27 protein-coding genes and 1 pseudogene are annotated in these 25,785 nt (G+C 53.2%); 12 read left to right on the top strand and 16 right to left on the bottom strand.

The genetic code is table 11. The features are described 5' to 3' along the window. Positions 1-16 precede the first annotated feature (16 nt). Complete coding sequence (locus ACYZYZ_RS10225; RefSeq protein WP_305170288.1) at positions 17-1,162, top strand: GNAT family N-acetyltransferase; 1,146 nt, start codon at positions 17-19, stop codon at positions 1,160-1,162. Positions 1,163-1,188: 26 nt separating this feature from the next. Beyond that, positions 1,189-1,725, top strand: coding sequence for a BPSL1445 family SYLF domain-containing lipoprotein (locus ACYZYZ_RS10230; RefSeq protein ID WP_305170289.1), 537 nt, complete (start codon positions 1,189-1,191; stop codon positions 1,723-1,725). Between the two features lie 3 nt (positions 1,726-1,728). Here the strand turns inward: ACYZYZ_RS10230 and ACYZYZ_RS10235 are convergent, their stop codons facing one another. Genes ACYZYZ_RS10235 through yaaA form a run of 3 tightly spaced genes read right to left on the bottom strand, consistent with a single transcriptional unit; the run spans position 1,729 to position 3,577 of the window. Beyond that, positions 1,729-2,202 (bottom strand): methyltransferase family protein, encoded by a 474-nt coding sequence (locus ACYZYZ_RS10235; RefSeq protein ID WP_305170290.1) that lies wholly within the window; start codon positions 2,200-2,202, stop codon positions 1,729-1,731. Further along, positions 2,172-2,792, bottom strand: coding sequence for a DUF938 domain-containing protein (locus tag ACYZYZ_RS10240; protein WP_305170291.1), 621 nt, complete (start codon positions 2,790-2,792; stop codon positions 2,172-2,174). The genes ACYZYZ_RS10235 and ACYZYZ_RS10240 overlap by 31 nt, the downstream gene beginning before the upstream one ends. 11 nt (positions 2,793-2,803) lie before the next feature. Beyond that, positions 2,804-3,577, bottom strand: a complete 774-nt coding sequence (gene yaaA / locus ACYZYZ_RS10245) for a peroxide stress protein YaaA (RefSeq protein ID WP_305170292.1) — start codon at positions 3,575-3,577, stop codon at positions 2,804-2,806. 82 nt (positions 3,578-3,659) lie between these two features. Between yaaA and ACYZYZ_RS10250 the strand changes: the two genes are divergently transcribed. Beyond that, a complete protein-coding gene (locus tag ACYZYZ_RS10250; protein WP_461484183.1) occupies positions 3,660-5,219 on the top strand; it encodes a M48 family metalloprotease in 1,560 nt (519 codons plus the stop codon). 3 nt (positions 5,220-5,222) lie between these two features. Here ACYZYZ_RS10250 and ACYZYZ_RS10255 read toward each other — a convergent pair whose 3' ends face one another. After that, positions 5,223-5,768: a substrate-binding domain-containing protein gene (locus ACYZYZ_RS10255; protein ID WP_461484208.1), complete on the bottom strand. Its 546-nt coding sequence runs from the start codon at positions 5,766-5,768 to the stop codon at positions 5,223-5,225. 141 nt (positions 5,769-5,909) lie between these two features. Next, positions 5,910-6,092 (bottom strand): annotated as a pseudogene (locus ACYZYZ_RS10260) (helix-turn-helix domain-containing protein); the annotation flags it as partial. A gap of 130 nt (positions 6,093-6,222) precedes the next feature. On the opposite strand from ACYZYZ_RS10260, the gene ACYZYZ_RS10265 reads away from it, so the two are divergent. The 4 genes from ACYZYZ_RS10265 to ACYZYZ_RS10280 all read left to right on the top strand — a co-directional run bounded on the left by ACYZYZ_RS10265 (position 6,223) and on the right by ACYZYZ_RS10280 (position 8,658). Continuing rightward, entirely contained in the window at positions 6,223-6,627 is a 405-nt protein-coding gene (locus tag ACYZYZ_RS10265) for a DoxX family protein (protein ID WP_461484184.1), read from the top strand. A gap of 28 nt (positions 6,628-6,655) precedes the next feature. After that, positions 6,656-7,381, top strand: coding sequence for a pirin family protein (locus tag ACYZYZ_RS10270; protein ID WP_461484185.1), 726 nt, complete (start codon positions 6,656-6,658; stop codon positions 7,379-7,381). After that, on the top strand, positions 7,368-7,958 hold the full coding sequence (locus ACYZYZ_RS10275; RefSeq protein WP_461484186.1) for a malonic semialdehyde reductase: 591 nt from the start codon (positions 7,368-7,370) through the stop codon (positions 7,956-7,958). Before ACYZYZ_RS10270 ends, ACYZYZ_RS10275 begins: the two co-directional genes overlap by 14 nt. Before the next feature lie 163 nt (positions 7,959-8,121). Then, positions 8,122-8,658: a GNAT family N-acetyltransferase gene (locus tag ACYZYZ_RS10280; RefSeq protein ID WP_461484187.1), complete on the top strand. Its 537-nt coding sequence runs from the start codon at positions 8,122-8,124 to the stop codon at positions 8,656-8,658. A gap of 89 nt (positions 8,659-8,747) precedes the next feature. Here ACYZYZ_RS10280 and leuA read toward each other — a convergent pair whose 3' ends face one another. Beyond that, positions 8,748-10,439 carry a 2-isopropylmalate synthase gene (gene leuA, locus ACYZYZ_RS10285; RefSeq protein WP_305170299.1) on the bottom strand — a complete coding sequence of 564 codons (1,692 nt, stop codon included), beginning with the start codon at positions 10,437-10,439 and terminating at the stop codon, positions 8,748-8,750. A gap of 226 nt (positions 10,440-10,665) precedes the next feature. Between leuA and ACYZYZ_RS10290 the strand changes: the two genes are divergently transcribed. Both ACYZYZ_RS10290 and putA read left to right on the top strand, forming a co-directional pair. Continuing rightward, on the top strand, positions 10,666-11,127 hold the full coding sequence (locus ACYZYZ_RS10290; protein WP_305170300.1) for an Lrp/AsnC family transcriptional regulator: 462 nt from the start codon (positions 10,666-10,668) through the stop codon (positions 11,125-11,127). Positions 11,128-11,291: 164 nt separating this feature from the next. Further along, the gene (putA, locus tag ACYZYZ_RS10295) at positions 11,292-14,429 is read left to right on the top strand and encodes a bifunctional proline dehydrogenase/L-glutamate gamma-semialdehyde dehydrogenase PutA (RefSeq protein ID WP_461484188.1); all 3,138 of its coding nucleotides are present in this window, start codon (positions 11,292-11,294) and stop codon (positions 14,427-14,429) included. 9 nt (positions 14,430-14,438) lie between these two features. Here putA and ACYZYZ_RS10300 read toward each other — a convergent pair whose 3' ends face one another. From ACYZYZ_RS10300 to ACYZYZ_RS10330, 7 genes are all read right to left on the bottom strand, one after another. Then, entirely contained in the window at positions 14,439-15,206 is a 768-nt protein-coding gene (locus ACYZYZ_RS10300) for an enoyl-CoA hydratase/isomerase family protein (protein ID WP_305170302.1), read from the bottom strand. Positions 15,207-15,240: 34 nt separating this feature from the next. Beyond that, positions 15,241-15,897 carry a carbonate dehydratase gene (gene can / locus ACYZYZ_RS10305; RefSeq protein WP_305170303.1) on the bottom strand — a complete coding sequence of 219 codons (657 nt, stop codon included), beginning with the start codon at positions 15,895-15,897 and terminating at the stop codon, positions 15,241-15,243. Between the two features lie 111 nt (positions 15,898-16,008). Next, positions 16,009-16,701, bottom strand: a complete 693-nt coding sequence (gene phoU, locus ACYZYZ_RS10310) for a phosphate signaling complex protein PhoU (protein WP_305170305.1) — start codon at positions 16,699-16,701, stop codon at positions 16,009-16,011. A 12-nt stretch (positions 16,702-16,713) separates the two neighbouring features. Next, the gene (gene pstB / locus ACYZYZ_RS10315; RefSeq protein ID WP_461484209.1) at positions 16,714-17,511 is read right to left on the bottom strand and encodes a phosphate ABC transporter ATP-binding protein PstB; all 798 of its coding nucleotides are present in this window, start codon (positions 17,509-17,511) and stop codon (positions 16,714-16,716) included. Between the two features lie 99 nt (positions 17,512-17,610). Beyond that, positions 17,611-18,897 carry a phosphate ABC transporter permease PstA gene (gene pstA / locus ACYZYZ_RS10320; protein ID WP_461484189.1) on the bottom strand — a complete coding sequence of 429 codons (1,287 nt, stop codon included), beginning with the start codon at positions 18,895-18,897 and terminating at the stop codon, positions 17,611-17,613. After that, on the bottom strand, positions 18,890-20,278 hold the full coding sequence (gene pstC / locus ACYZYZ_RS10325; protein ID WP_461484190.1) for a phosphate ABC transporter permease subunit PstC: 1,389 nt from the start codon (positions 20,276-20,278) through the stop codon (positions 18,890-18,892). The genes pstA and pstC overlap by 8 nt, the downstream gene beginning before the upstream one ends. A gap of 107 nt (positions 20,279-20,385) precedes the next feature. Continuing rightward, on the bottom strand, positions 20,386-21,471 hold the full coding sequence (locus tag ACYZYZ_RS10330) for a substrate-binding domain-containing protein (RefSeq protein ID WP_461484210.1): 1,086 nt from the start codon (positions 21,469-21,471) through the stop codon (positions 20,386-20,388). 221 nt (positions 21,472-21,692) lie between these two features. On the opposite strand from ACYZYZ_RS10330, the gene ACYZYZ_RS10335 reads away from it, so the two are divergent. From ACYZYZ_RS10335 to ACYZYZ_RS10345, 3 genes are read left to right on the top strand one after another with little or no spacing between them, the layout of a single operon-like run. Beyond that, a complete protein-coding gene (locus ACYZYZ_RS10335) occupies positions 21,693-22,250 on the top strand; it encodes a TRAP transporter small permease subunit (protein ID WP_305170308.1) in 558 nt (185 codons plus the stop codon). Next, a complete protein-coding gene (locus ACYZYZ_RS10340; RefSeq protein ID WP_461484191.1) occupies positions 22,250-23,641 on the top strand; it encodes a TRAP transporter large permease in 1,392 nt (463 codons plus the stop codon). The genes ACYZYZ_RS10335 and ACYZYZ_RS10340 overlap by 1 nt, the downstream gene beginning before the upstream one ends. A gap of 22 nt (positions 23,642-23,663) precedes the next feature. Further along, a complete protein-coding gene (locus tag ACYZYZ_RS10345) occupies positions 23,664-24,080 on the top strand; it encodes an acyl-CoA thioesterase (protein ID WP_305170310.1) in 417 nt (138 codons plus the stop codon). 12 nt (positions 24,081-24,092) lie between these two features. Here the strand turns inward: ACYZYZ_RS10345 and ACYZYZ_RS10350 are convergent, their stop codons facing one another. From ACYZYZ_RS10350 to ACYZYZ_RS10360, 3 genes are all read right to left on the bottom strand, one after another. After that, the gene (locus tag ACYZYZ_RS10350; RefSeq protein ID WP_305170311.1) at positions 24,093-24,347 is read right to left on the bottom strand and encodes a GrxA family glutaredoxin; all 255 of its coding nucleotides are present in this window, start codon (positions 24,345-24,347) and stop codon (positions 24,093-24,095) included. Between the two features lie 77 nt (positions 24,348-24,424). Then, a complete protein-coding gene (locus ACYZYZ_RS10355; protein WP_461484192.1) occupies positions 24,425-25,213 on the bottom strand; it encodes a ceramidase domain-containing protein in 789 nt (262 codons plus the stop codon). Next, a complete protein-coding gene (locus tag ACYZYZ_RS10360) occupies positions 25,214-25,780 on the bottom strand; it encodes a GNAT family N-acetyltransferase (RefSeq protein ID WP_461484193.1) in 567 nt (188 codons plus the stop codon). Between the last annotated feature and the right edge of the window lie 5 nt (positions 25,781-25,785).

The raw sequence follows: 25,785 nt of genomic DNA on the forward strand, positions 1-25,785 counted from the left end.
AAGATGGATCAGTTTTTTGGATATTCGGGTTCTAAACAGCATTGATGAATGCGATGCCAGTGTTTGGGATGGGCTATACAACAGCTCTTACCCATTTTTGCAGCATCGTTTTCTCTCGCTTCTGGAACACTCCGGCAGTGCCTCCACCGCCACGGGCTGGCAACCCTGTCACCTGCTCCTTACGGAGAAAAGGCGCACCATTGGTGCCCTGCCGATGTACCTGAAACATCACTCCTGGGGAGAATACGTTTTTGACTGGACCTGGGCTGAGGCCTACCAGCGTCAAAACATGGCGTATTACCCCAAGCTGCTCAGCGCTGTTCCCTTCACCCCCGCGGTGGGGCCCAGGCTGGCCCTGGCACCCAATATCGAGCTTGCCAGGGTAGCGCCGTTGTTGCTTTCCGCCATCCACAAGCTGGCCGACGACAAAGATATCAGTAGCTGGCACCTACTGTTTGCGGAGCCCACTCTGATTCAGGCCATGGGGAAGGCCGGCGCTCTGCTTCGCAGCAATGTGCAATATCTTTGGGAAAATCGGGGTTATCGGCATTTCGATGATTTTCTCGCTGCGTTATCGTCCCGCAAACGCAAAAATATCAGCCGCGAACGCCGCGAACTGGCCAATAAAGGGCTGGCTGTCAGGCGCCTGCGCAACGGGGAAATCACCCCCGAATGGTGGGAGTTTTTTTACCAGGTCTACCACAGCACCTATCACAAACACAGCGGCAACCAGGGCTACCTGACAAAGTCATTTTTTGACCGCCTGGGCGAGGTGATGGATGGCCAGCTGATGATGGCCGTAGCCGAGCGCGATGACGAAAAGGTGGCCGCAGCACTCTTCTTTTACGACGATGAAAGTCTCTACGGTCGCTACTGGGGTTGTATCCAGGAATATGATTTCCTGCATTTTGAACTATGTTATTACCAGGGCATAGAGTTTGCCATTGAGGCTGATCTTGCACATTTTGATGCCGGTGCCCAGGGTGAGCACAAGGTACGCCGCGGCTTTGAACCACGGGAAAACTGCTCGGCCCACTGGATTCGCAATGTGGATTTCGCCATAGCGATCAAACGTTTTGTCACCGAAGAACGACAATATGTGCTGGACTATATTCAGGACACCCGGCGACAGTTACCATACAAAACCGATAACGGTGGTTAGACCCGATTCCGAGGAGGAAGTTAGCCGTGAAGAAGTCCGTTTGGTTATTCATGCTGGGATGCCTGTTTTTCTCTGCATCAGGCCAGGCTGCCACTAAGCTGGAAATCGACCTCTATGTGCAGGAAGCACTGGCCGAGTTACATAAACAGTCTCCTGCCGCCAGGGAACTGACCTCACAGGCCAGAGGTATCCTGGTTTTTCCCAAGGTCTACAAAGCCGGTTTCTGGGTGGGTGGTGAGTACGGCGAAGGCGCGCTGCGCATTAGCGGCAATAACGTCAAATATTACAACATTGCCTCTGCCTCCCTGGGCTTTCAACTGGGCGCACAGATCAAATCTCAAATCATCCTGTTCATGACGGACAGCGCCCTCAACAAATTCCGCAATAGTGAGGGCTGGGAAGCGGGAGTCGATGGCAGCGTCGCCATCGCCAGCTTTGGGGCCGGTGGAGAAATTGATACCCAGACGGCACAGCAGCCTATCATTGGTTTCATCTTTTCCAACAAGGGCCTGATGTACAACCTCACCATCGAGGGCTCCAAAATCACCCCCATTGTTCGCTGATCGTCAAAGCCAGCGACGCACAGTGCCGCAGTAACTCTGGTAACTGTCGCCAAACTGGCGAGTGAGTATCCTCTCCTCGGGAATGATCTGTAGCAGTGTTATCGTCGCGACAAACAGCGGTAATCCCGGGGTCGCGTACAAGCTGTCCAGATACAGGTTCCAGGCCAGCAGCATCACCAGCAGCCCCAGATAAACAGGGTTGCGGGAATACCCGTAAATACCCTGGGTGATCAATCGCACTGTCTTGTGGGGGTAACGTGGATCGATAGTGGTTTTCGCCAGATACAGTGTGAGCACTGACAGGGCGACCACAGCCACACCCGCCACCAAGACCAGTATCACCAGTAAACTCCAGAACGCGCTATAGGAGGTATCGGCTCCAAACCCGCGGGCCAGCAGCCACATTAACACCCCGATCAGAAGCCATTGCGCCAGGGGTGGAATTTTCAATCCGAGGTTGTTGAGCGCTTTTTCCATATCAGTAACCGGTTGTTGGCAGGCATTGCATTGTCCTCTGCCAGCCTAAACCCGGCGGTCTCTGCCAGTCTGTTAACCGCTTCAAAGTCTCGTATGCCCTGGTGGGGCGCCTGCTGTTTCAGCCACTGATCGAAACGTGCGTTGCTGTCACTGGTAAAACGACCCCCGTAGTTGAAGGGGCCATAGATGGCCAGGGTCGCATCTTCAGGCATGAGTATTTCCAGTTCCGCAAACAGGTTTTCCACCGATGACCAGGCCATGATGTGGCAAGTATTGGCCGTGTACAGCGCATCAGGCTGATAATCATCGAGCTGCCAGGGGCGCTGGTCTGCATTGACCAGCAATGGCCGTCTGAGGTTATCCGCGGGGAACTCGTCGATCCAGGCGTTGATGCCTTCGTGATTAACCGCCAGATCTGTGGTTTGCCAAGTTAAGTGGGGCAGACGCGGCGCAAAATACACCGCGTGCTGACCTGTACCACTGCCCAGCTCCAACACCTGCTGGCGGTCTGCAAGAGCCCTCTGCAGAATATCCAGAATCGGCTGACGATTGTTTTCGCAGGCCTGGGAAAAAGGTTTTTCAGGATACATGCTTATTAAATCTATGTTTCATCGCGAGTGAATACCCACTCACGTGCTGAGGACATCGCAGGCTGGTAGGCATAACCCGCCGCATCAAATTCCTTGAGGCGTTCAACATCGTCAATGTGATTTTCGATGATGTAACGACTCATCAGCCCCCGAGCCTTCTTTGCATAAAAGCTGATGATTTTGTATTTACCACCCTTCCAGTCCTTGAAGACGGGGGTGATGACGTCCCCATGGAGTTCTTTCGGTATCACCGATTTGAAATACTCGTTGGATGCCAGGTTGACCAGTACCGGCGTGCTCATAGTATCCAGTTCAGCATTCAGCCCTTCCGTAATTTTGTTCCCCCAGAAACCGTAGAGATCCTTGCCCCGCTGATTGGCAAGCCGTGTGCCCATTTCCAGACGATAGGGTTGCATCAAGTCCAGCGGGCGTAGCAGGCCATAAAGACCGGATAGAATGCGCAGGTGGTCTTGCGCCCATAACAGGTCTGCTTCTGAAAGGGTTTCGGCTTCCAGCCCGGTGTAGACATCACCCTTGAAAGCCAACACGGCGGGACGCGCATTATCGGGAGTAAACGCCTTCTGCCAGTCCTGAAAGCGGCCATAATTGAGCGCACCCAGCTTGTCACTGATCCCCATCAGGGCAGACACTTGCGGTGGTGATAACTGCCGCAGCTCCTCGATCAATACTGCGGAATCATCCAGGTAGTCGGGCTGACTGTACTGGGCAGTATTCAGCGGCGATTCATAATCGAGGGTCTTTGCAGGGGAAATTACTGTCAACATACGTTGTCCAACCGGGTAGTCATTTACACATCAAGGTAGTTCATTATACTCATTTCACCACTGCCGCTTGCCAGGAGTAAACATGCGCCGGTTTCACCGAATTTCATTTCCCCTTCTCGCACTGCTACTGACCCTCACGGGCTGCTCGGTGAACCCGGTCACGGGCCAGAGTGAATTTTCCCTAGTATCTCCCGAGCAGGAAGTGGCGATCGGCGCCAACAACTATGCGCCTTCCCAGCAATCCCAGGGTGGCAGGTACTATCTTGATCCGGACCTACAGGTCTATGTCAGCTCGGTAGGCCGGAAACTGGCCGCTGTCAGTGATCGTCCCAATCTGCCCTATGAATTTGTTGTACTGAACAATTCGGTGCCCAATGCCTGGGCACTGCCGGGAGGCAAAATCGCTGTCAACCGTGGCCTGCTCACCTACCTCGAAGACGAATCGCAACTTGCCGCCGTGCTCGCCCATGAAATTGTTCACGCCGCGGCCCGCCATGGGGCTTCTCAAATGACTCGCGGCACCTTGCTGAATATTGGAGCGGCCGCTGTGGGCATTGCCGGCGCCAATTACGGCCTCGGTCAGGCCGGTGCCCAGGTGGCACAACTGGGGGCCGCTGCCTGGATGGCCCGTTACGGCCGAGAAGACGAACTTGAATCTGACCGCTACGGTATGGACTACATGGTCAAAGCTGGCTATGACCCCTATGGCGCCGTGAAGCTACAGGAGACGTTTGTGAAGCTCAGTGAGGGCCGCCAGCAGGATTTCATCAGCGGCCTGTTCGCCAGTCACCCGCCTTCTCAGGAACGCGTCAATGCCAATCAGGCCAAGGCTGCGACTCTCCCCAAAGGCGTAACCAACCGCGATATTTACCAACGAAAAATCTCCCGGCTGAAACGTGACGAACCGGCCTACAAAGCTCAGGATGAGGCCATCAAGGCGCTCAACAACAAAGATGCTAAAGGTGCGCTGGCCGCACTAGACAAGGCGATCGCCATACAACCCGGTGATGGCTATTTCTGGGAGCTTCGCGGCCACGCTTGGGAGATGCTGGATAATGCTGCCAACGCCGAGAAAGCCTTCACCGCCGCCATTGGTAAAAACCCTGACTATTTCAGCCATTACCTGGCCCGCGGCATGCTGCGCTATGAAGAGGCGAATAAAACAGGGGCACGGTCTGACCTCGAAAAAAGCTACAACATTCTGCCCACTCCCTATGCTAGTTACTATCTGGGGGAAATTGCCCTGGACAGCGGCGATCAACAGAACGCCATTCGCTATTTTCAGACCGCCGCTTCAGGCAGTGGCGAGATTGCCAAAAAATCTCAGGAGCGGCTAGCGGTACTGGAGTTGGAAACAGCGCCCCACAAATATATTCCCAGCAAGTTGGTACTGGGTGACGACGGCTATCTGATTATCGTCATTAAGAACAACAGCCCGGTGACGGTGACGAATGTAGAGCTGCAACTGACGAAAATGCTCAATTCATTTATCGCCGATAGCACTTCCAGCATCAATGGCCCAAGCAAGCTGGCCCCCGGCCAACAAGTCAGTCTGCAAACCCGTATCGGCCCCTTTAAGGAAAGCGCCGAAGCCAGCGCTTACCGTATCAAAGTGTCCAGGGTACAGATCGCCGCGCAGTAACTCTCACGTATCCGAAAGCCGCTCCGCCAGAAATCGGCTACAGGCCAGCACCCGGGCATTGCTCCGCAAATCCGGGTGCGTCAGTAGCCAGAGCGGCGATTCAAATTGCCGTTCAAACTGACCGATAGGCTGAAGACCGGGTGCGACATCTTCTGGCAAAAAAGCCAGCCCCAAACCCGCACGGGCCAACTCGGCCATACCGATCAGGGTATTGGCGCGGGCAGCCACGGCGAAATGATGAATATTTTTCTCCAGCCATTGCATGGGGGCGAGTCGCAACAATGAGCGGTCCGGCCCAATCACCTGCTGTCCGGCAAAGTCTTCAAGGGTTAAACACTGGTCAGATGTGGAATGTTTCCCCACAACGCCATAGAGGTACCACGGCACGACCTTCAATTTTCTACCGACCAGATGTTCCGGTGGTCGGGCGGTGGCACGCAGGGCGATATCCGCCTCCATACGGGACAGGTTGAGATCGTCGCTACTGGCCAGCAACTCCACCTCAATACCGGGATACAGTTGTCTGAATTCCGCGAGTAACGGAGGCAGGTCGTAGTAGGCAAACCCATCCGGACAGGTAATGCGAACCGTCCCGGACAGTTCCTGATCTCCACCGAGTATCAGGCGATCAATTTCTTCAATGGCTTCGGCCACCTGCTCCGACCGCACCATCAACGCTTCCCCGGCACCGGTCAGGTGATAACGGGCGTCACGGCGTTCGAATAATCTGACCCCCAGCTTTTCCTCCAGCCCGCGGATACGGCGAAACACTGTGGAATGATTCACCCCCAGTTGTTTGCGCGCCCCATTGAGGCTGCCGCACTCGGCCACCGCCCGGAAATACCGCAGGTCGTCCCAGCTCTCCACACACACCCTCCTCCACAGTTGTTTGCAAATATGCAAACGTGGTTTGGAAACAATGCGGATTCTATCTCATTAATGCAATACCCATACTTCACTCAAATCTATCAATCAATCAATCACATCGACAGAGGACGAAACGATGAACACACCGACAAACTATGGAACGACGCTACTGCGTATTAGCCTGGGCGTGATCTATATCGCCCACAGCCTGTACCTGAAACTGGTGATTTTTACCCTCCCTGGCACCGCCGCCTTCTTCGAAAGCCTCGGCTTGCCAGCTTTCCTGGCCTACGCAACCTTTGCTGCAGAAGCCATTGGCGGTGTCGCCTTAGTGCTTGGCTACCAAGCTCGCTGGGCTGCACTGGCGCTGTTACCGATAGCTCTGGGTGCTACCTGGGCCCATAGCGGCGCCGGTTGGGTCTTCAGCAATGCCGGAGGTGGCTGGGAATACCCCCTGTTTCTCGCCATTGCGACGGCGGTCATTGCTCTGCAGGGAAACGGCAGCCTGGCATTACAACAGGAAAAAGTTGTCTTAGAGTAAAGGGACTATCTTCGATAGGGGGTGTGCTATGGATAAATTTTTCAAAGCCAAAGAGCGTGGCAGTACCCAACTGCCCTGGCTCAGCAGCTACCACAGCTTCTCCTTCAACCACTATTACGACCCGGCGCACATGGGTTTTGGGCCGCTGCGGGTACTCAACGAGGACCATGTCGCACCCGGCGGTAAATTTGACACCCACGGCCATCAGAGTGCGCAAATTATCAGCCTGGTGACCTACGGCACCATGTACCACGAGGACAGCAGCGGCCATACCTCTCTACTGCAACCTGGCGACTATCAGCTGATGAATGCTGGTAGCGGTATTACCCACAGTGAGGCCAACGCAAAAGGCAATGAGCCGATGGGATTTATCCAGTTGTGGGTGCTGCCCAGACACCATGGTGGACTGCCCAACTACCAGTACAAACGCTTTGAAGAAAGCGCTCCCCTGCAACTGGTCGCCAGTGGTGCACCCGATGCCCAGGCCTTCTTGCTGGATCAGGATATCCATATCTGGCAATTGCGCCTCGCCAACGGCGGTGAGCTGTTACACCCGCTACAAACGGGCTGGATACGCCGCCTCCAACTTATCGAAGGGTCACTGACCATTGACCATCAAACACTAGGTCCCGGCGATGGAATGATTCCCGCGCCGGGAAACGCCACTGAATACCTAGCCGGGCAAGATAGTCTGGCCCTGGTCTTCGACGTACCCCAACATCTTTACCAAGGACATATTGATGAAACCCATTGAACAACACAGCATCGAGCAACTTTTCACAGAAGCACGCACCTACAGCCACTGGCAGGATCGTGGCATTGCCGCCGATACCCTTCGTCAGCTCTACCAACTGGCAGCCATGGACCCCACCAGCATGAATGCCCATCCGGGACGGTTTGTATTTTTAACCACCCCCGCCAGCAAGCAGCGGTTATTGCCGGCTTTGGCTGAAGGCAATCGGGACAAAACCCTGTCGGCACCGGTCACCGTTATCGTCGCCCACGACCCGACGTTCTACCGCCACCTGCCAGAACTGTTCCCTCACATGGACGGCGCGGAAAAGATGTTTGCCGACAACGAAGAGTTATCCAACAGCACGGCTTTTCGCAACGGCACCCTTCAGGGTGCCTGGCTGATTATGGCCGCCCGCGCCCTAGGGCTGGACTGCGGGCCCATGTCCGGCTTTGATAACGGCAAAATCGATGACATTTTCTTTGCTGAAAACGGCTGGCAATCTAACTTTCTGATCAACCTGGGCTACGGCGATCAGGACGCACTGTATGCACGGGGCAAGCGGCTGGATTTTGAAGAAGCTTGTCTCCTGCTCTAGCGCGTTCTCCTTACACCTCGGCAAACCCTTGGATATCGAGACAACACCCAATCATTTATATTTAAGCGTGATCAATGACTGTGCCACCATTTTGGTGGCACAGTAGCCTAGAAATTTTTGTTGCCATTTCGCTTAAACCAACTACCCACGTTGAATGCCCGTTATGATTTATCAGATTCTCGACCAATCAAACCATGCAGCGATAACTGAACTGTTCACTAGTGTATTCACTGCATCTGAGGGCGAGAAGGAAGGAACATTGATTGGCAAACTTGCTTCAGAGTTGGCATCAACGATCGACAATGACGAAACGATCAGCGTCGGTGCATTTGAAAACAACACTCTCGTTGGCGCTATTTTTTTCACTCGTCTGCATTTTAAGCATGCTATCAGCGTTTATATGCTGGCACCGGTAGCCATAAGTGACGAACACCAAGGCGAAGGGATCGGGCAGGCGCTAATAAAATCTGGACTTAACGAGCTCAAAAAACGCTCTGTTCATGTTGCCGTAACCTATGGCGACCCTGCTTTCTATTCAAAGGTAGGGTTTCAGGCACTTTCAGAAAATGTCCTTCAGGCCCCGCAGAAGCTTTCCATGCCGTTTGGTTGGCTTGGTCAATCTCTGACCTCTGAGCCTATCCCAGTAATTAATGAACGTCCCATGTGTGTTAAAGCCTTCAACAACCCTGTTTATTGGTAAGCCTAAAAAATATCTGATTGCCCGATAATTTTCGAAAAAAAACCAGAGTAAAAACTCCGGTTTTCCAATAGCTATTCTCTTTTATTTTTTTATGCAGATTCCAGTTCCTGCGCTTTTAATGTCACATTATCACTACAGCGATTAAGCCCATTAAAGATGGCCTTTATGGCTGCACTGATAATATTGCGGTGCACCCCCACGCCAAACATGGCCGGGCCGTCGTCAATCTGCATTTCCAGATAACAGACCGCCTCCACTTCCGAGCCGGTGCCCAGGGCGTGTTCGTGGTAGTCGATGACGCGGATATTGCCGCCCAGGGCTTTGACCGCCGCGTCGATGGTGCCGTTGCCAATGCCGTTGACGGTTCTGGCTGCGCCGTTCTCCATAAACTGGATCTGGACCTCGGTGGCACCCTTGTTGCCGTGACTGTGGATGGTGACATCCGCGTCGGCCAGGCTGTAGGCACCGCTATCCTGTAAATATTCCTGTTCAAACAGGGCAAAGATATCCGCACTGGTCGCCTCTCGACCTTCCCGGTCGGTAAAGGCTTTTACCACTCGGCTGAATTCAATCTGCAGGCGACGCGGCAGTTCCAGGCCATACTGTTGCTGCAACAGGAAGCTCACCCCGCCCTTACCCGACTGGCTGTTGACGCGGACGACAGCCTCGTAACCCCGGCCCAGATCAGCGGGATCAATGGTCAGGTAGGGAAGCTCCCAGATTTCGCCATCCCGCCGCTGTGCAAAACCTTTCTTGATGGCATCCTGATGGGAACCGGAAAAGGCGGTGAATACCAGTTCGCCAGCATAGGGGTGACGGGGGTGCACGGGAATCTGATTGTATTCCTCCACTGTATGCCGAATCGTATCGATACGTGTAAAGTCCAAGCCCGGGTCCACTCCCTGGCTATAGAGATTCAGGGCCAGCGTGACGATATCCACATTGCCGGTGCGCTCGCCGTTACCAAACAGGCAGCCTTCCACCCGGTCGGCGCCAGCCATTTGTGCCAGCTCTGCCGCCGCCACGGCGGTACCGCGGTCATTGTGGGGATGTACACTGATAATAATGCTCTCCCGGTTAGCGAGGTTCCGGTCCATCCACTCGATCTGGTCAGCGTAGACATTAGGCGTGGCCATCTCCACCGTGGCAGGCAGGTTGAGGATCATCCTGTTCTCCGGTGTCGGCTGCCAGATGGCAGTTACCGCATCACACACCTCTTTCACCACTTCGAGTTCTGCACCGGAAAACACTTCAGGGGAGTATTCATACACCCATTCCGTCTCAGGGTACTGGCTGGAGTACTGCCTGATCCAGCGGGTACCCTGCTCGGCAATGGCTTTCACACCGGCGATATCGGTGTTGTAGACAATGCGCCTGAACTGAGGTGCCACGGGGTTATACATATGAATAATCACCCGCCGGGCACCCTGCACCGCCTCAACGGTGCGCGCAATCAAGTCCTCCCGCGCCTGGGTCAACACCTCGATGGTGACGTCTTCGGGGATACGGTTTTCCTCAATCAGGCGACGTACAAAATTAAACTCTGTCTCGGAGGCAGCGGGGAACGCCACTTCAATTTCCTTGAAGCCGATCTCAACCAGCATGTCGAAAAAACGCAACTTGGTTTCCACCGACATGGGGTCAATCAGCGATTGATTGCCATCACGCAAATCGGTGCTCATCCAGATGGGTGGTTTTTCGATGGTGCGACCGGGCCAGCGGCGGTCATGCATTTGTACCGGGTCAAAGGCTCGGTATTTGCTGGCAGGGTTACTGATCATAATGCTCTCCAAAGGCGGTTGTTTAACCCCTGAAAAAAAGCCGGTACCTGATTGCAGGCAAAGCGGGTAACCAGCCATTAACGGTACCGGTGGGCTTCTGGCCCATTTCTTTTTCTCAGGACAGGGTCAGTTTAATGCGCATGAAGAACAATTTTATTGCCATTTATATGTTGATTTATCTTGTTTGCGCAATAATATACTTCATATACAAACTATTGAGCAATTTATGGAATACGATCACTTTGACAGGGCAATTCTTCGCAAGTTACAGCGGGATGGCCGCATCTCCAATCAGGACCTGGCGGAATCCGTTAATCTGTCCCCTTCCCCCTGCCTGCGCCGGGTGCGCCGCCTGGAAGAGGAAGGTGTGATTGTGGGCTATACCGCGCGTCTTAACGCCCGCAAGCTGGGGCTTAAATTGATGGCGTTTATCCAGATCAGCATGGACAAGCACACACCTGAGCGCTTTGCCGGGTTTGAGTCCGCCGTGGCCAATTACCCTGAAGTTCTTGAGTGCCACCTGATCACCGGCCAAGCCGCAGATTACCAGCTGAAGGTGGTAGTGGAGGATATGGATGGGTACCAGCAATTCCTGCTGAACAAGATTACCCGAATCGAAGGCGTTACCGGTGTTCAGTCCTCATTTGTGCTGAAATCACCTCAAAATACCTCTGTGTTACCGGTGTAAGCCAAGAGCATTTGTTCGACTTCTAGCACCGTTTCAAACACTTATAATTTCAGTCTCTTTGGTGTTTCTGCCGTTTATCAAGTGAGTTTTGCCGGTAAATCCTGTCGAAACCTGTCTCAACCCGATCCATACTAAGTTCATGTTACCTGCAAGTATGGGCACGTATGTCTCTCACTGATCTCAGAACCCGGATACAAGCAGCGACCTGTGCTGACGAACAGGCCTGTGTTGATGAGCTGATCGCTTCAACCGTGATGGATGATCAGCAACAGCAGGCGTCTCTGGCCATGGCCCGCCAACTTGTCGCTGCCTGCCGCAAGGATGAACAGCGTAAGGGTACGCTGGAATCGTTTCTTCAGGAGTTTGGGCTGTCAAACCGCGAAGGCATCGCCCTGATGTGCCTGGCCGAAGCTCTATTGCGGGTTCCCGACGAGGCCACCGCGGATAAATTGATCGCGGAAAAATTGCGAGAAGGGGACTGGGCCAGCCACCGAGGGCACTCCGAGTCCCTGTTTGTTAACGCCTCTGTGTGGGGGTTGATGTTAACGGGCGACGTATTAACCCTGGAGCAAGAGATCACGGAAGATCCACCCGGGTGGCTGAAACGGCTGGTCAACCGCCTTGGAGAGCCAGTGGTCCGGAAAGCCATGGTACAAGCCATGCGGATCATGGGTAGCCAGTATGTAATGGGACGCACGCTCCCGGAGGCCATGTCTCGAGGCCACAGGGAATCATCCGTCTGTGTACGCTTCTCCTTCGATATGCTTGGCGAGGGCGCCAGAACCGAGGCCGACGCCAAGCGCTATTTTGAGGCGTATGCAGAGGCCATTCGGCAACTTGGCGAAGCGAGTGGTGGGGACTCCCCCGACCGGGCAGATGGTATTTCCGTGAAATTATCTGCCCTGCACCCACGCTACCAGTTCAGTCAGCGCCAGAACGTTATGACGGTTCTACTGGATCGCTTGCGCACCCTGGCCCTGGCCGCCAGAAACTACCAGATTGGCCTCAGCATCGATGCAGAAGAAGCCTCTCGCCTGGAGTTATCTCTGGATCTTTTTGAAGCCTTGGCACGGGATCCGGCATTACAGGGCTGGCAGGGTCTTGGCTTTGTGCTTCAGGCTTATCAGAAACGCGCTCCACTGGTGGCCCAGTGGCTGATCCAACTGGCAAAGGATACCCATCGCCAGTTTATGGTGAGACTGGTCAAGGGTGCCTACTGGGATACCGAGATCAAACTCGCCCAGGAAGCCGGCCTCGCTGATTACCCGGTATTCACTCGTAAGGTGAATACCGATTATTGCTATCTGCATTGCGCCAACGTGCTGCTGTCCAGCCCCGACTACATCTATCCACAGTTCGCCACTCACAATGCGCAAACGGTCGCAGCCATACTGCAACTGGCGGGTGAGGCTCGATTTGAATTGCAGCGGCTGCATGGCATGGGTGATTTGCTCTACCGTCAACTGCAGCAGCACCTTGAGCACGCGGGAGGCCAGATGCCTCCAGTGCGGGTTTATGCGCCGGTGTGCCAGCACCGGGAATTACTACCTTACCTGGTAAGACGGTTACTGGAAAATGGCGCCAACAGTTCGTTTGTAAACCGCCTGCTCGACCAGAAGGTCCCCGTTGAGGAACTGGTGCAGCCCCTGTTGCCTCAGGTGCTATCGTCGGCCACCCGCAGGCACCCCCATATACCCAGGCCGGTTGACCTGTACCAGAATTCAGCGGCACACCGCAGCAATTCCCCTGGCATTGACCTCAACAATCCCCTGGAAGTTAACGTCCTGCTCGAAGCCATATCAGAGTCAGATACCGTTGATTGGCGTGCCGGACCCATCATTAATGGCCAGCTGCGACCGGGATCTCTGCAACCCCTGCACTCCCCCGCTGATGGAACAACCATTGGTTTCGCCAGCGACAGCACGGGCGAAGATGTCGAGAATGCCCTTGAGTCAGCACGCCAGGCTCAACCCCGCTGGGACCTTCTGGGCGGCCGGGCACGGGCCGACACACTGGAGCGGGTTGCGACGGTGCTGGCAGAAGCGTTCTATTCTCTGGTGACACTGATCGTGCGAGAAGCCGGTCGAACCCTTGCCGATGCCATTGCCGAGGTGCGAGAGGCGATTGATTTCTGCCGCTACTATGCCCACCAGGCCCGGCAACAGTTTGGCGAACCAGTCACGCTGGCAGGGCCCACCGGCGAGGACAATCGGCTCAGTCTCCATGGCCGCGGTGTGTTTCTCTGCATCAGTCCGTGGAATTTTCCACTGGCCATCTTTACAGGACAGGTTACCGCCGCACTGGCTGCTGGCAACGCAGTGATCGCCAAACCGGCCTGTCAAACACCCTTGGTGGCGGCGCTGGCCACACAACTGTTTCACCGGGCGGGAGTTCCAGGGGATGTGCTTCAGCTATTGCCCGGTGATGGCAAAGCACTTGGCGACCTTCTCTTACCCGACCCGCGCATTGCCGGTGTCGCGTTCACCGGTTCAACGGCCACAGCCCATATCATTCAACGCACACTGGCGGAGAGAAATGGGGCGATTGTTCCCCTGATTGCTGAAACCGGTGGGCAGAATGTCATGCTGGTGGATTCCACGGCGCTGCCAGAACAGGTCGTTGATGACATCATTCGCTCCGCCTTTCTCAGTGCCGGACAGCGCTGCTCAGCACTTCGTGTGCTGTTTGTGCAGGACGATATTGCCGATACGCTTCTGCATACACTGACCGGAGCGATGCAGGAACTGCAGTTGGGAGATCCGGGCTTGCTGTGTACCGATATTGGCCCGGTGATTGATCGGGTGGCCCGGGACAGACTCCAGGCCCACATTGAACGAATGACCAAAGAAGCCAAACTGCTCGCCAGGTTGTCACCCCCATCAAACCTAAGCGGATACTTTGTGGCACCTCACCTGTTCGAGATTGAGCATCTGTCACAGTTAAACGAAGAAGTATTTGGCCCGATTCTGCATGTGATCCGTTACCGGGCAGAAGCACTGGACGAGGTAATCGACCAGATTAATGCCTGCGGCTACGGGCTGACGCTGGGAATCCACAGCCGAATCCGCGGCTTTGCCGAGCAGGTATTCCAGCGCACCCAGGTGGGCAATACCTATATCAATCGTAATATGGTGGGTGCAGTTGTGGGCTGCCAGCCTTTCGGTGGTTGCGGCCTGTCCGGAACCGGCCCGAAAGCCGGCGGGCCTCATTACCTGACTGCGTTCGCCATCGAAAAAGTACGCAGTGAAAATATTACCGCCCGAGGAGGAAATACCGCACTGTTTGGTTTACCCGACGATTAGCTCCGCCCATCAGCGACTGCTAAACGTCGGGTCACGACCCTCGCGACGCGCCAGTAATCCTTCTTTCAGATCACCGGAGGTATGACAGCGCTCAATCTGAATCAGCGCCTTGGCCAGGTCCAGATTGCCATCGGCCATCTGATCACAAAGCTGCTTCATGGTTGCAACGGTCAGCGGGGATAATGGCAACAGACTTTCCACCAGCTTCATGGTTTCCGTCTCCAGCTGATCCTGAAGCACCAGATGGGTGAGGTAACCCACCCGCAGCAGCGTTTCCGACTCCAGTATTTCCGAAGAGATCAGAATGCGCTTGGCCGTGGTCACACCCAGCCGCTTCACATACCGGCGAATACCGTTCATGGGATAGCAGAGGCCGATTTCCGCTGCCGGCACCTTGAGACGCATGCCGTGCACACCGATACGATAATCGCAGCACAGGCCTAGCTCGGAACCGCCACCGTAGACACTGCCGTTAAGCGCACAGACCACCGGCATTGGCATCTCAGCCAATCGATCGGTTAGGGTTTCGAATTTTTCGCCCGTCATATCACCGGAAGACATCTGCCCCAAAGAGGCACCGGCACAGAAGGTTTTTTCACCCTGGCCCGTAATTACCAGCACGCGGATGTTCTTGTTGGCTTCCACACGATTCAGGCAGTCGATAAAGAGGTCAATGCCCTGGGCCGTCAGCGAATTGTGTTTGGCGGGATTGTTGAGAAGGATGCGGGCTACCGCTCCATCCATGGATAATAAAACCGGGTCATCTGAATTACTCATTTTACAGCCTTCCCAATGTAGGATTCAGGAGTGTTCAGCTTGATGTTGCATAGCGGTGTTTAATTTTTTCCACCGCTGCATGGTAGACGCTGCGGATTTCCTCGCGGCAATTAATATTAACTTCCAGATCCCGCAGCAGTCCATCACCAATGCCGTAGATCCAGCCGTGCACCGTCAGTTCCTGGCCGCGTGCCCAGGCATCCTTGATGATGTTGGTTTTGGAAACATTCACCACACCTTCAATCACGTTGAGCTCGCACACCTGGTTGATCATGGCGTCCTTGTCACAACCATCGCTGAGGTAGGTCTGATGGATGTACTGAACATCCTGCACATTCAGTAGCCAGTGGTCGATCAGACCGAGGTGTTGTTTTTCAACCGCCGCTTTAACACCGCCACAGCCATAGTGACCACACACTATCACGTGTTTTACCTTGAGATATTCCACGGCATATTGCATCACTGACAGGCAGTTGAGATCGCTGTGAACCACGATGTTGGCCACATTACGATGGACAAATAGTTCGCCAGGCATCAGACCGACAATTTCATTGGCGGGTACCCGGCTGTCGGAACAGCCGATCCACAAATATTCTGGAGCCTGCTGTTTGGATAGGCGCTCAAAAAACGTGGGATCTGCCTGAGTCATGGCTTCAGCCCACTCTATATTCTTTCTGAACAATTCTTTCAACGGGATTTCTCCAGGCAGGACAATCGATGGGAGGCTCAGTTTACGACCTATTGAAATACAAAAAAACCGGACAATTTGTCCGGTTTTTGTCTGGCGAAAACAGGGTTATTGCTAGGCGTCTGGGCCCCGATGGCGGATATCCCGCCCCTGTACCAGGTAAACAATGTGTTCACAGATATTTTTAGCATGATCACCCACGCGCTCCAGTGAGCGCAAGGCCCACAGAATATTCATGGATCGGGAAATACTGCGAGGATCTTCCATCATATAAGTGATCATTTCCCGCAATGCCGACTTGTAGTCCATGTCCACCTGCCGGTCCTCTTTCATGGTCGCGATAGCCGCTTCGGCATCAAACCGGGAAAACGCATCGAGGGAATCATTAAGCATTTTGCGCACGCAGTTGCCGATATGCCGCACTTCGGTATAGCCCCGGGGGGCCTCACCCTCCTCCGAGAGCTTGATGGCCATTTTGGCAATTTTCTGGGCCTCGTCGCCTATGCGCTCCAGATCACGGATGGTTTTTGATACTGCTGTCACCAGTCGCAGATCGCTGGCCGCTGGCTGACGGCGGGCGATCAGCGTGGTACAGGTTTCGTCGATATCCATTTCCATTTCATCAATGCGTGATTCCACTTCAATCACTCTTTCCGCCAATCGGCTGTCCGCATCTTCCAGAGCGCGGATGGCATCACCCACCTGCATTTCCACCAGGCCACCCATTTCCAGCATGCTGGTTTTGATTTCCTCCAGGTCTTCATTGAATTGCCTGGAGATATGCTGGTCGAGATTTAATTTGTCCATTGATCGCTCCTGTTAACCAAAACGCCCGGTGATATAGGCTTCTGTCAGTGCATGTTCCGGTGCGGTGAAGACTTTTTCCGTGTCGTTGACTTCGACCAAGTGTCCGAGGTGAAAATAGGCCGTGCGGCGGGAAACACGGGCTGCCTGCTGCATTGAGTGGGTCACAATGGCAATGGTGTAATTTTCTGACAATTCGGCAATTAACTCTTCAATTTTTGCAGTGGCAATAGGGTCCAGTGCCGAACAGGGCTCATCCATCAGGATCACTTCCGGGCTGATAGCGATGGCTCGCGCAATACAGAGACGCTGTTGCTGACCACCGGACAGACCTGTGCCCGGTTGATCCAGGCGATCTTTCACCTCTTCCCACAAACCGGCTCGACGCAGGCTGTTTTCAACAATTTCATCCAACTCTGCACGCCGACTGGCTAACCCGTGTAAACGAGGACCATAGGAGACGTTGTCATAAATGGATTTAGGGAACGGGTTAGGTTTCTGGAACACCATGCCGACTCTTGCACGCAGTGCCACCGGGTCCATTTTGGCGGCGTAAATATCTTCTCCATCCAGGCTCAATTCACCATGAACCCGACAGCTTTCCACCGTGTCATTCATGCGGTTAATGCTGCGCAGGAAAGTGGATTTACCACAGCCTGAAGGACCAATCATGGCAATCACTTCATTCTGGCCAATATCCACATTGACATTGTAAATCGCCTGCTTATCCCCATAGAACACATCCACGTTGCGCATGGACATTTTGGGATTCTTGACGAAAGGCTCACCAATGGCCTGTTCGGGATAATCCATGGCATCCGGCCCGGTCTGCTTGGCTGTAGCCTTTTTTTCTAACATTGTTGCTGTGTCTGTTACCAATTTGCTCACCATTATCAGTCCGTCCTGAATAGGTTACCAGCGGCGCTCAAGTTTTTTCCGAAGCACCACGGCCAGTGTGTTCATCATGATAAGAAATGCCAGCAATACCATGATTGCTGCAGAGGTCTTCTCAATAAAGGCGCGTTCCGGGCTGTCTGCCCAGAGGAAAATCTGCACCGGTAGCACCGTTGCCGGGTCAGTAAACCCACCCGGAATATCCACAATAAAGGCCACCATACCAATCATTAGCAGGGGCGCTGTCTCTCCAAGTGCCTGAGCCATACCAATAATGGCGCCAGTCAACATGCCGGGCATGGCCAGTGGCAGAACATGGTGAAGCACTACCTGCATCGGAGAGGCACCCACACCAATGGCGGCCTCACGAATGGAGGGAGGCACAGCCTTGATGGCCGCTCGACTGGAAATAATGATGGTAGGCAGGGTCATCAGCGTTAGAACCAGACCGCCCACCAACGGCACCGAGCGCGGCACCTGGAAAAAATTAATGAAAATAGCCAAACCCAGCAGACCAAAAATAATCGATGGGACCGCTGCTAGATTATTGATATTGACCTCAATCAGATCGGTCCAGCGGTTTTTTGGCGCGAATTCTTCCAGATAAACGGCCGCCGAAACCCCGATGGGGAAGGACAGAGTCAAGGTAACTACCAGCGTAAACAATGAACCCATGGCGGCACCCCAAATACCCGCCTGCTCCGGCTCCCGAGAATCACCGGAGGTGAAAAAGGTGGTATTGAAACCTAACTTGATCGCACCCTCCTGCTCCAACTGATCAATCCAGCCCTGGCGCAGTTCACTGGTCCGTCCGGTAAAGGCTCCGCCCTTGCTACCGATGCTCTTATAATAGGTGTCGACATCATCGTCGGCTATCAGCCACAGGGTTTCTGTCTGACCCATCAATTCCGGGTGGCGGAGTAGCCGTTCACGCAGCTCGTAACCGGCACCACTACTTATCAGGGAGAACAGCTCACGCTTTTCCTTGCGCTTGCTGACATCGGGAAACTTTTTCTGTAAGGCTTTTTTCACCAGGCCCTGGAAATCCGCCAGTGCTACCTGCTGCTTGTTCTGCAGGTCCGTGATACCCAGCACTTCCGCGTCATAGGTCACATCAACCTGGATGGAAGTTTCCAGGAAGGCCTTGTGACCTTTGCCAATAATGTCGACGAATAGCAGGGCTACACAGAGCAGACCCAAGGCGATGGCCATCATGCCATAGGCACGAAAACGTTTTTCCGCACGGTAGCGTTTGCTCAGGCTGCGCTGGATGGTTTCAGCATGTGAACGTTTTATCTCAGTCATATTGTTCCCGATATTTCTTAACGACGCGCAGGGCAATGAAGTTGAGCACCAGTGTTACCAGGAACAGCATTAGTCCCAGCGCAAAGGCCGCGAGTGTTTTCGGACTGTCGAATTCCTGGTCACCCACCAGCAACGTAACAATCTGTACCGTTACGGTGGTCACGGTTTCCAGCGGGTTCAGTGTGAGCTGCGCAGCAAGTCCGGCCGCCATCACTACAATCATCGTTTCACCGATGGCCCGGGAAACTGCCAGTAGGACGCCTCCCACGATACCGGGTAGCGCAGCAGGAAATATCACTTGTTTGATGGTTTCCGATTTGGTGGCACCAAGGCCGAGGGAGCCATCCCGCAGGCTTTGAGGCACCGCGTTGATCACATCGTCAGCCAGGGATGAAACAAAAGGAATAATCATCACCCCCATCACCAAGCCCGCAGCTAGCGCACTTTCCGAGGAAACCTGAAGGCCCATACTTTCGCCACTCTGGCGAAGGAATGGCGCCACAGTGAGTGCCGCAAAAAATCCGTACACCACGGTGGGAATACCGGCGAGGATTTCCAGTGTCGGCTTTGCCAGGCCACGAAACTTCGGGGAAGCATATTCCGCAAGGTAAAGGGCTGACATCAGGCCCACTGGCACCGCCACTAGCATGGCAATCATGGAGATCAACAAGGTACCCACAAACAGGGGAATGGCGCCAAAACTACCGGAAGAGCCCACCTGGTCGGCGCGAATGGCCATTTGCGGACTCCACTCGGTGCCAAACAGGAAGTCTGTCACCGGTATACTTTTGAAAAACCGCATGGATTCGAACAACACCGACAGCAAAATACCGAGAGTGGTGAAAATCGCCACGCAGGCGCATGACAACAGCATGATTTTGAACACTTTCTCGACCTGCTGCCGGGCCGGCAGTTGCGGGGAGACTTTTACCCAGCCCCAGCCAAGTCCAAGCACCCCGAGTGACAACACTACGGCCGTTGCCAGATAGCTTCCGATATTGCGCATTTTGGCCAACTGGTCGGCCGCATGTACCAGCACAGGGTCAGCCCCTTCACGGCTCAGTGCACCACTGGCAATATTTTCAATACTGTTAAGCAACAGGTTGTGGTCGGCCACCGTTACCGGTTGGTGGCTTTCCGGCAGACCATTCAGAAGTGCCGCACTGATGACCGGGTCATCGAACATCAGCCATAGTGCCAGCAACAGGATTGCAGGCAAGGCACACCAGATCGTCGCGTGCATTCCGTAGTAAAAAGGCAGGGAGTGCAAATGCCGAATCCCGCCCAAAGGACGAGATAGGGAGACAGAACGGTTGTGAGCCAGTAGGTAGGCCACTGCACTCAGTGCAAGAAGGACAATTACCAGGTTAGCTGTCTGCATAGCGGTGTTACCAACAAGGACCTGTTAAAAAGAAAAACAGGGCCTGACTTGCGCCAGGCCCAAATTCATCAACTTGTGGGAGAAGCCACGTATTGTCGATGTGAAACTTACAAACCATCTGCAGTCATTGGCTTCTGGTTAATCACATCAGCACCAATTGAAGTGCGAAGTGCTGCCGGCATCGGGATCATGCCTTTTTCCGCCAGGTAGCCGTCTTCACCCCAGGCTTTTTCAGATGTAAATTCTGCCAGGTAGCCATCAATGCCGGGGACAACACCGATGTGGGCTTTTTTCACGTAGAAGAACAGTGGGCGTGAGATGCTGTAGGACTTGTCAGCAATGGTTTCAAACTCCGGATTCACACCTTCGATGGTAGAGCCTTGAACCACGTCGCTGTTCTGATCCAGGAAAGAGAATCCGAAGATACCCAGCGCTGCATGGTTGGCTTCCAGTTTCTGGATAATCAGGTTGTCGTTTTCGCCGGCTTCAATGTAGTGACCATCTTCACGGATAGCGTGAGCCACAGCTTTGAATACTTTTTTGCCTTTCTTGTTAAAGGCATTCTCGGGGATACCAAGTTTAGCCATCAGCGATTTGATTTCCGCTTCGTCTTTGGAACCACGCAGAGTCGCCAGATCGGCATACTTCTTCGCACCACCTTCCATTGCCAGCTCGGCAAATGCGTCGCGGGTACCGGAAGTTGGGGGCGGTCCCAATACTTCGATCTTGGTCGCAGGCAGAGTCGGGTTAACCTCTTTCCAGGTTTTGTAGGGGTTGGCAATCAGCTTGCCATCTGGGCCGGGAACTTGTGCAGCCAGCGCCAGGTACAGATCCTTACGGGTCAGATTCATGTGTGGCGCATCAACCGAGTTGGCCACAACAATGCCATCGTAACCAATTTGTACTTCGATAATGTCTTTTACGCCGTTTTCCTGGCACATTTCGAACTCTGATTTTTTGATACGACGTGACGCGTTGGTAATGTCAGCATGCTGGGTACCTACACCGGCACAGAACAATTTCATGCCGCCACCAGAACCGGTGGATTCAACTTTAGGTGTGGGGTTGCCGGTAGACTTGCCAAAACGCTCGGCCACTACAGTGGCAAACGGGTAAACGGTTGAGGAGCCGACTATGCTCACATAATCACGGGCGGCGGCAAACACGGTGGTGCTGGCCATAGACAGTGCCATGACGGCACCGGCAATTGCTAATTTCTGGGTGTTTTTCACTGTTGCCTCCAAGGCTTATCGTTAAACATCGAACGACATGCTATTCCGACTTCGTGACAACTATATGAATACAATATGACAATTATGTTACAGCTGCTTTCTCAGCTCAAACGGGCTTTCTTCGTGTCCCTTTATATATACCCTTATAATGGGCAGCTGTTGCTGGGGAGCTGAAAATTACCATGTCCAAACCGATCCGCTTACTGGAATCAATGGCCAGAGGCATCGACTGCTTTACCGAAAAAACCGGTCAACTGATTGCCTGGCTAACCCTGATCATGATGGTGTTTACCTGTGTGATCGTCGTGATGCGCTACTTTCTGGAAACCGGTTCTATCGCTTTACAGGAGTCGGTGACCTATCTGCACAGCCTGTTATTCCTGCTGGGTGCGGCCTACACCCTGAAACGGGGTGGTCATGTACGGGTGGATATCCTTTATCAACGCTTCAGTGCCCGAACCCAGGCTCTCGTGGATGCACTGGGCACCCTACTGTTTTTGATTCCGGTCTCTCTGCTGATTCTGATCTTTTGCTGGGATTACGTGGCCAGCAGCTGGGCCATTGGTGAGGTGTCAAAAGAAGCCCGGGGCCTGCCCTGGGTCTACCTGCTAAAAACCCTGTTGCTGATTATGCCGGTCACCCTGTTGTTACAGGGCATTGCTGAGTTCATCAAAAATCTGCTCTTTTTCTGTGGTATCGGTGGCGACCATACCGGCACACAGCATGAGGGGATGATCTGATGGCTGAATACATACCGCTGTTCATGTTTGCGGTGGTCTGCCTGGTGCTGATGGCTGGCTACCCCGTCGCTCTCACCCTCGCCGGCACGGCGCTGTTGTTTGCACTGGTGGGCAGCGCCAGTGGCCACTTTGACATGTCCTTTCTGCATGCGCTCCCCAACCGCCTGTATGGCACCATGGACAACACCACTCTGATCGCTGTGCCGTTGTTTGTACTGATGGGGGTGATGCTGGAGAAATCCAAACTCGCCGAAGACCTGCTGGACAGTATGGCCCTGTTGTTTGGCAAGTTTAAGGGAGGCCTGGGTATTTCCGTGGTGATTGTGGGTATGCTACTGGCCGCCAGCACGGGGATTGTCGGGGCCACGGTGGTCACTATGGGACTCATGTCCTTACCCACCATGCTGAAACGCGGTTACGACCCGGCACTGGCAACCGGTGCCATTTGTGCAACCGGCACCCTAGGGCAGATTATTCCACCTTCCATCGCACTGGTTTTACTGGGGGATATCCTCTCCAGTGCCTACCAGCAGGCACAATTGAGCCAGGGCATATTTACACCCAAGACGGTTTCCATTGGCGATCTTTTTGTCGGTGCCATTGTTCCCGGCCTGGTGCTGGTCTCAATGTATATCGGCTACTTGCTGTTTATTTCCCGGCTGAAACCGTCATCCGCTCCGGTAGCGTTTACAACCGACGATCATCAAATTAGCGCCGCCCGGTTACTGCGCAGTCTGTTGCCTCCGGTCATTCTGATTGTTGCCGTGCTCGGTTCTATCCTGAAAGGGGCCGCCACGCCTACCGAAGCTGCAGGTGTCGGAGCAATGGGAGCAACCCTACTGGCCATCTGGCGTGGGCAACTTGACCTGCCTCGCCTTAGGGACGTGACCCGTTCCACCACAGAAATTACTGCCATGGTGTTTCTGATTCTGATTGGCGCAGCGGTTTTTTCCCTGGTGTTTCGTGGCTTCGGTGGTGAGGAACTGGTAGCACATCTGTTTGATCACATCCCCGGGGGGGTGATTGGCGCGACGCTGGTGGTCATGCTGGTGATTTTTCTGCTCGGGTTTATTCTCGATTTTATTGAAATCACCTTTGTCGTGGTGCCCATCGTGGCGCCGGTTCTGCTAGCCATGGGGCTGGACCCCGTCTGGCTGGGCATTATGATCGCCATTAATCTGCAGACGTCTTTCCTGACACCACCGTTCGGTTTTGCACTGTTTTATCTGCGCGGCGTTGCGCCCGCTTCTGTAAAAACCAGTGATATTTATCGCGGTGTGATCCCCTTCATTATTATTCAGTTGCTACTCTTATTGATGCTCGCGCTATGGCCGGGACTCGCCACATGGCTACCCAATGCCATTTTCAATGGCATTACGTTTGACTTATAACCTATAAAAAGAGGAATTGTCTGTGAGCACCATCAATCAACCGCCCGCTCCCTGCGGGGAATTGACCCTGCAAACCATAGCCATGCCCAAGGATACCAACGCCAGCGGTGATATTTTTGGTGGTTGGCTTATGTCACAGATGGACCTTGGCAGTGCCATTATGGCCCAACGTATTGCAAAGGGCAGAGTCGCCACGGTAGCTATCAGTGAAATGGCTTTTCTACGCCCGGTCCCCGTTGGCGCCATCGTCAGTTGCTACTGTGAGCTGGTGGAAGTAGGGCGCAGCTCCATGAGCATCAATGTGGAAGTGTGGATCAACATCGAATCCACAAACGAACCCGCCAAAGTCACCGAAGGCCAGTTTGTATTTGTCGCCATTGACGAAAATGGAAATACCCGAAAGGTGGATCAACAGCTTTCGGGTAGCAAGGAAGACTAACCAGGCGGTTAATCAGGCCCCGTTTTCCTCTTTCAGGGTCTCCAGGTATTTAGTTAGTTCCTGATAACCGCCAATGTACTCTTCGCCATGAAAGATTTGCGGCACGGTGTTCACAGGTTTGCCGATGGTTTTCGCCAGGTCGGCCGGTGTAATGCCTTCTTCATGAATATTGACATAACGGAACGGCAGCTCTTTGGCCTCCATGACCGCCTTCGCCTGGCGACAGAAACCACATGCGTCATGTCCAAAAATTGTGAAGCGCTGCATGATGAACCTCCTCTTCGTATGTCATCAATAGCTGTCACTATAGAACCTCTGCATTCCATAGTTCCATTTGATTAAATTTATGCTTTTGATAGGCAAGTGCTATTTTTTGCCCGTCGACAGAAAAGCATCCTTAAAAACACCGCCAACCCCAAGGCCACAAACAGATGCTTCAGAGTATGTCCGCTGACGAACCCAGACCATTGGTAAATGTCACGATCGAAAGCCTCAAAGCATTTTGCCAGTAGGTAACAGAAGAGTACCCACACAATATCCCCAGACCTGGTGAAGCGGGATGGCTGCATCAACATGATCACCGGTATACCTACCAGAGGAAGAAACTGTACCAGTAGATAGGCACGCAGATCTCCACGACCCATCTGCTCCGTGATATGCCAGTAGCCAACCGACATTACGCCGATCAGAATCAATGGATACAACCACCGCTGCAAGGCGCGATGGCTATGTTCTGACACCAACCCACAGGCCAGAGACATGAATGCAACACTCATGGGCAACCGGTCCCAAACTAATCGATCATTATCTGGCGCTGCATGAAAATAACCGGAACCCAGGCCGATACAAAATACAGCGTAAAAAAAGATCTGGTAAACGGGTGTAGTTGAAAAATTATCGTGAACCAGTTTTCGAGTTTTATCCAAATAAATACCGACCATTCCAATGACTAAAAAGGGTAGGCTGGAAATAATATTCAGAAAATGATTAATCCCAAAAAAATTTCTCTGATCTGAAAAAATATTGTAATTTTCTGGTTGTGGTATTGGGTCTGTTGCAGCAAAGAATATGGCTATTATCAGGACAAATATAACTACAAAAAATATTCCTGATAATCGAAGTTTTTCAGCCATTTATTTGCTCAAATTTTTTATCATTAAAATGGCATCACCCGTGTAGTGAATCAGTGGGTGTGGCACTATTTTCTCACGTTGAACTTCCTTGTAACCAAGCTTTTCGTATAACCTGACTGCATCCGTATTCTCTTCAAATACCACCAGACTCAGGATATTAAACTTGCGTATTTTTGCCTGTTTTTCAGCCAGTTGCATTAGTTCAGTGCCTATACCCAATCCACGATATTCCGAAAAGAGCGCAACTCCACAAATATAGAAACTGTTGTCGAATTCCAGCTGGCTATAGGGTGCCAACACCGGATCATCGGAGACAGCTCCATCACTGATCATTGGAAATGCCACCAACATGCCAATTATTTTTTTATCTTTTTCAACAACAATACAATTTTTATAGCTGAAGACACTGTCTTCATTTTCATAACGCCTCTGTCCGACGTGATAAACATTTTCTTTGTCCTCCGCCAGTTGAGTCCAGATATAATCAGCTACACCATCAGAGGAAATACTGTACAGCTCTGCAATTGTTCGGCAGTCTTCTTTCTTTGCGGCACGAAACTCCAGCATTTTTC

Origin of the sequence: Porticoccus sp., from assembly GCA_023261185.1 — a bacterium.
In the GTDB taxonomy this organism is placed as follows: Bacteria; Pseudomonadota; Gammaproteobacteria; order Pseudomonadales; family Porticoccaceae; genus Porticoccus; species Porticoccus litoralis.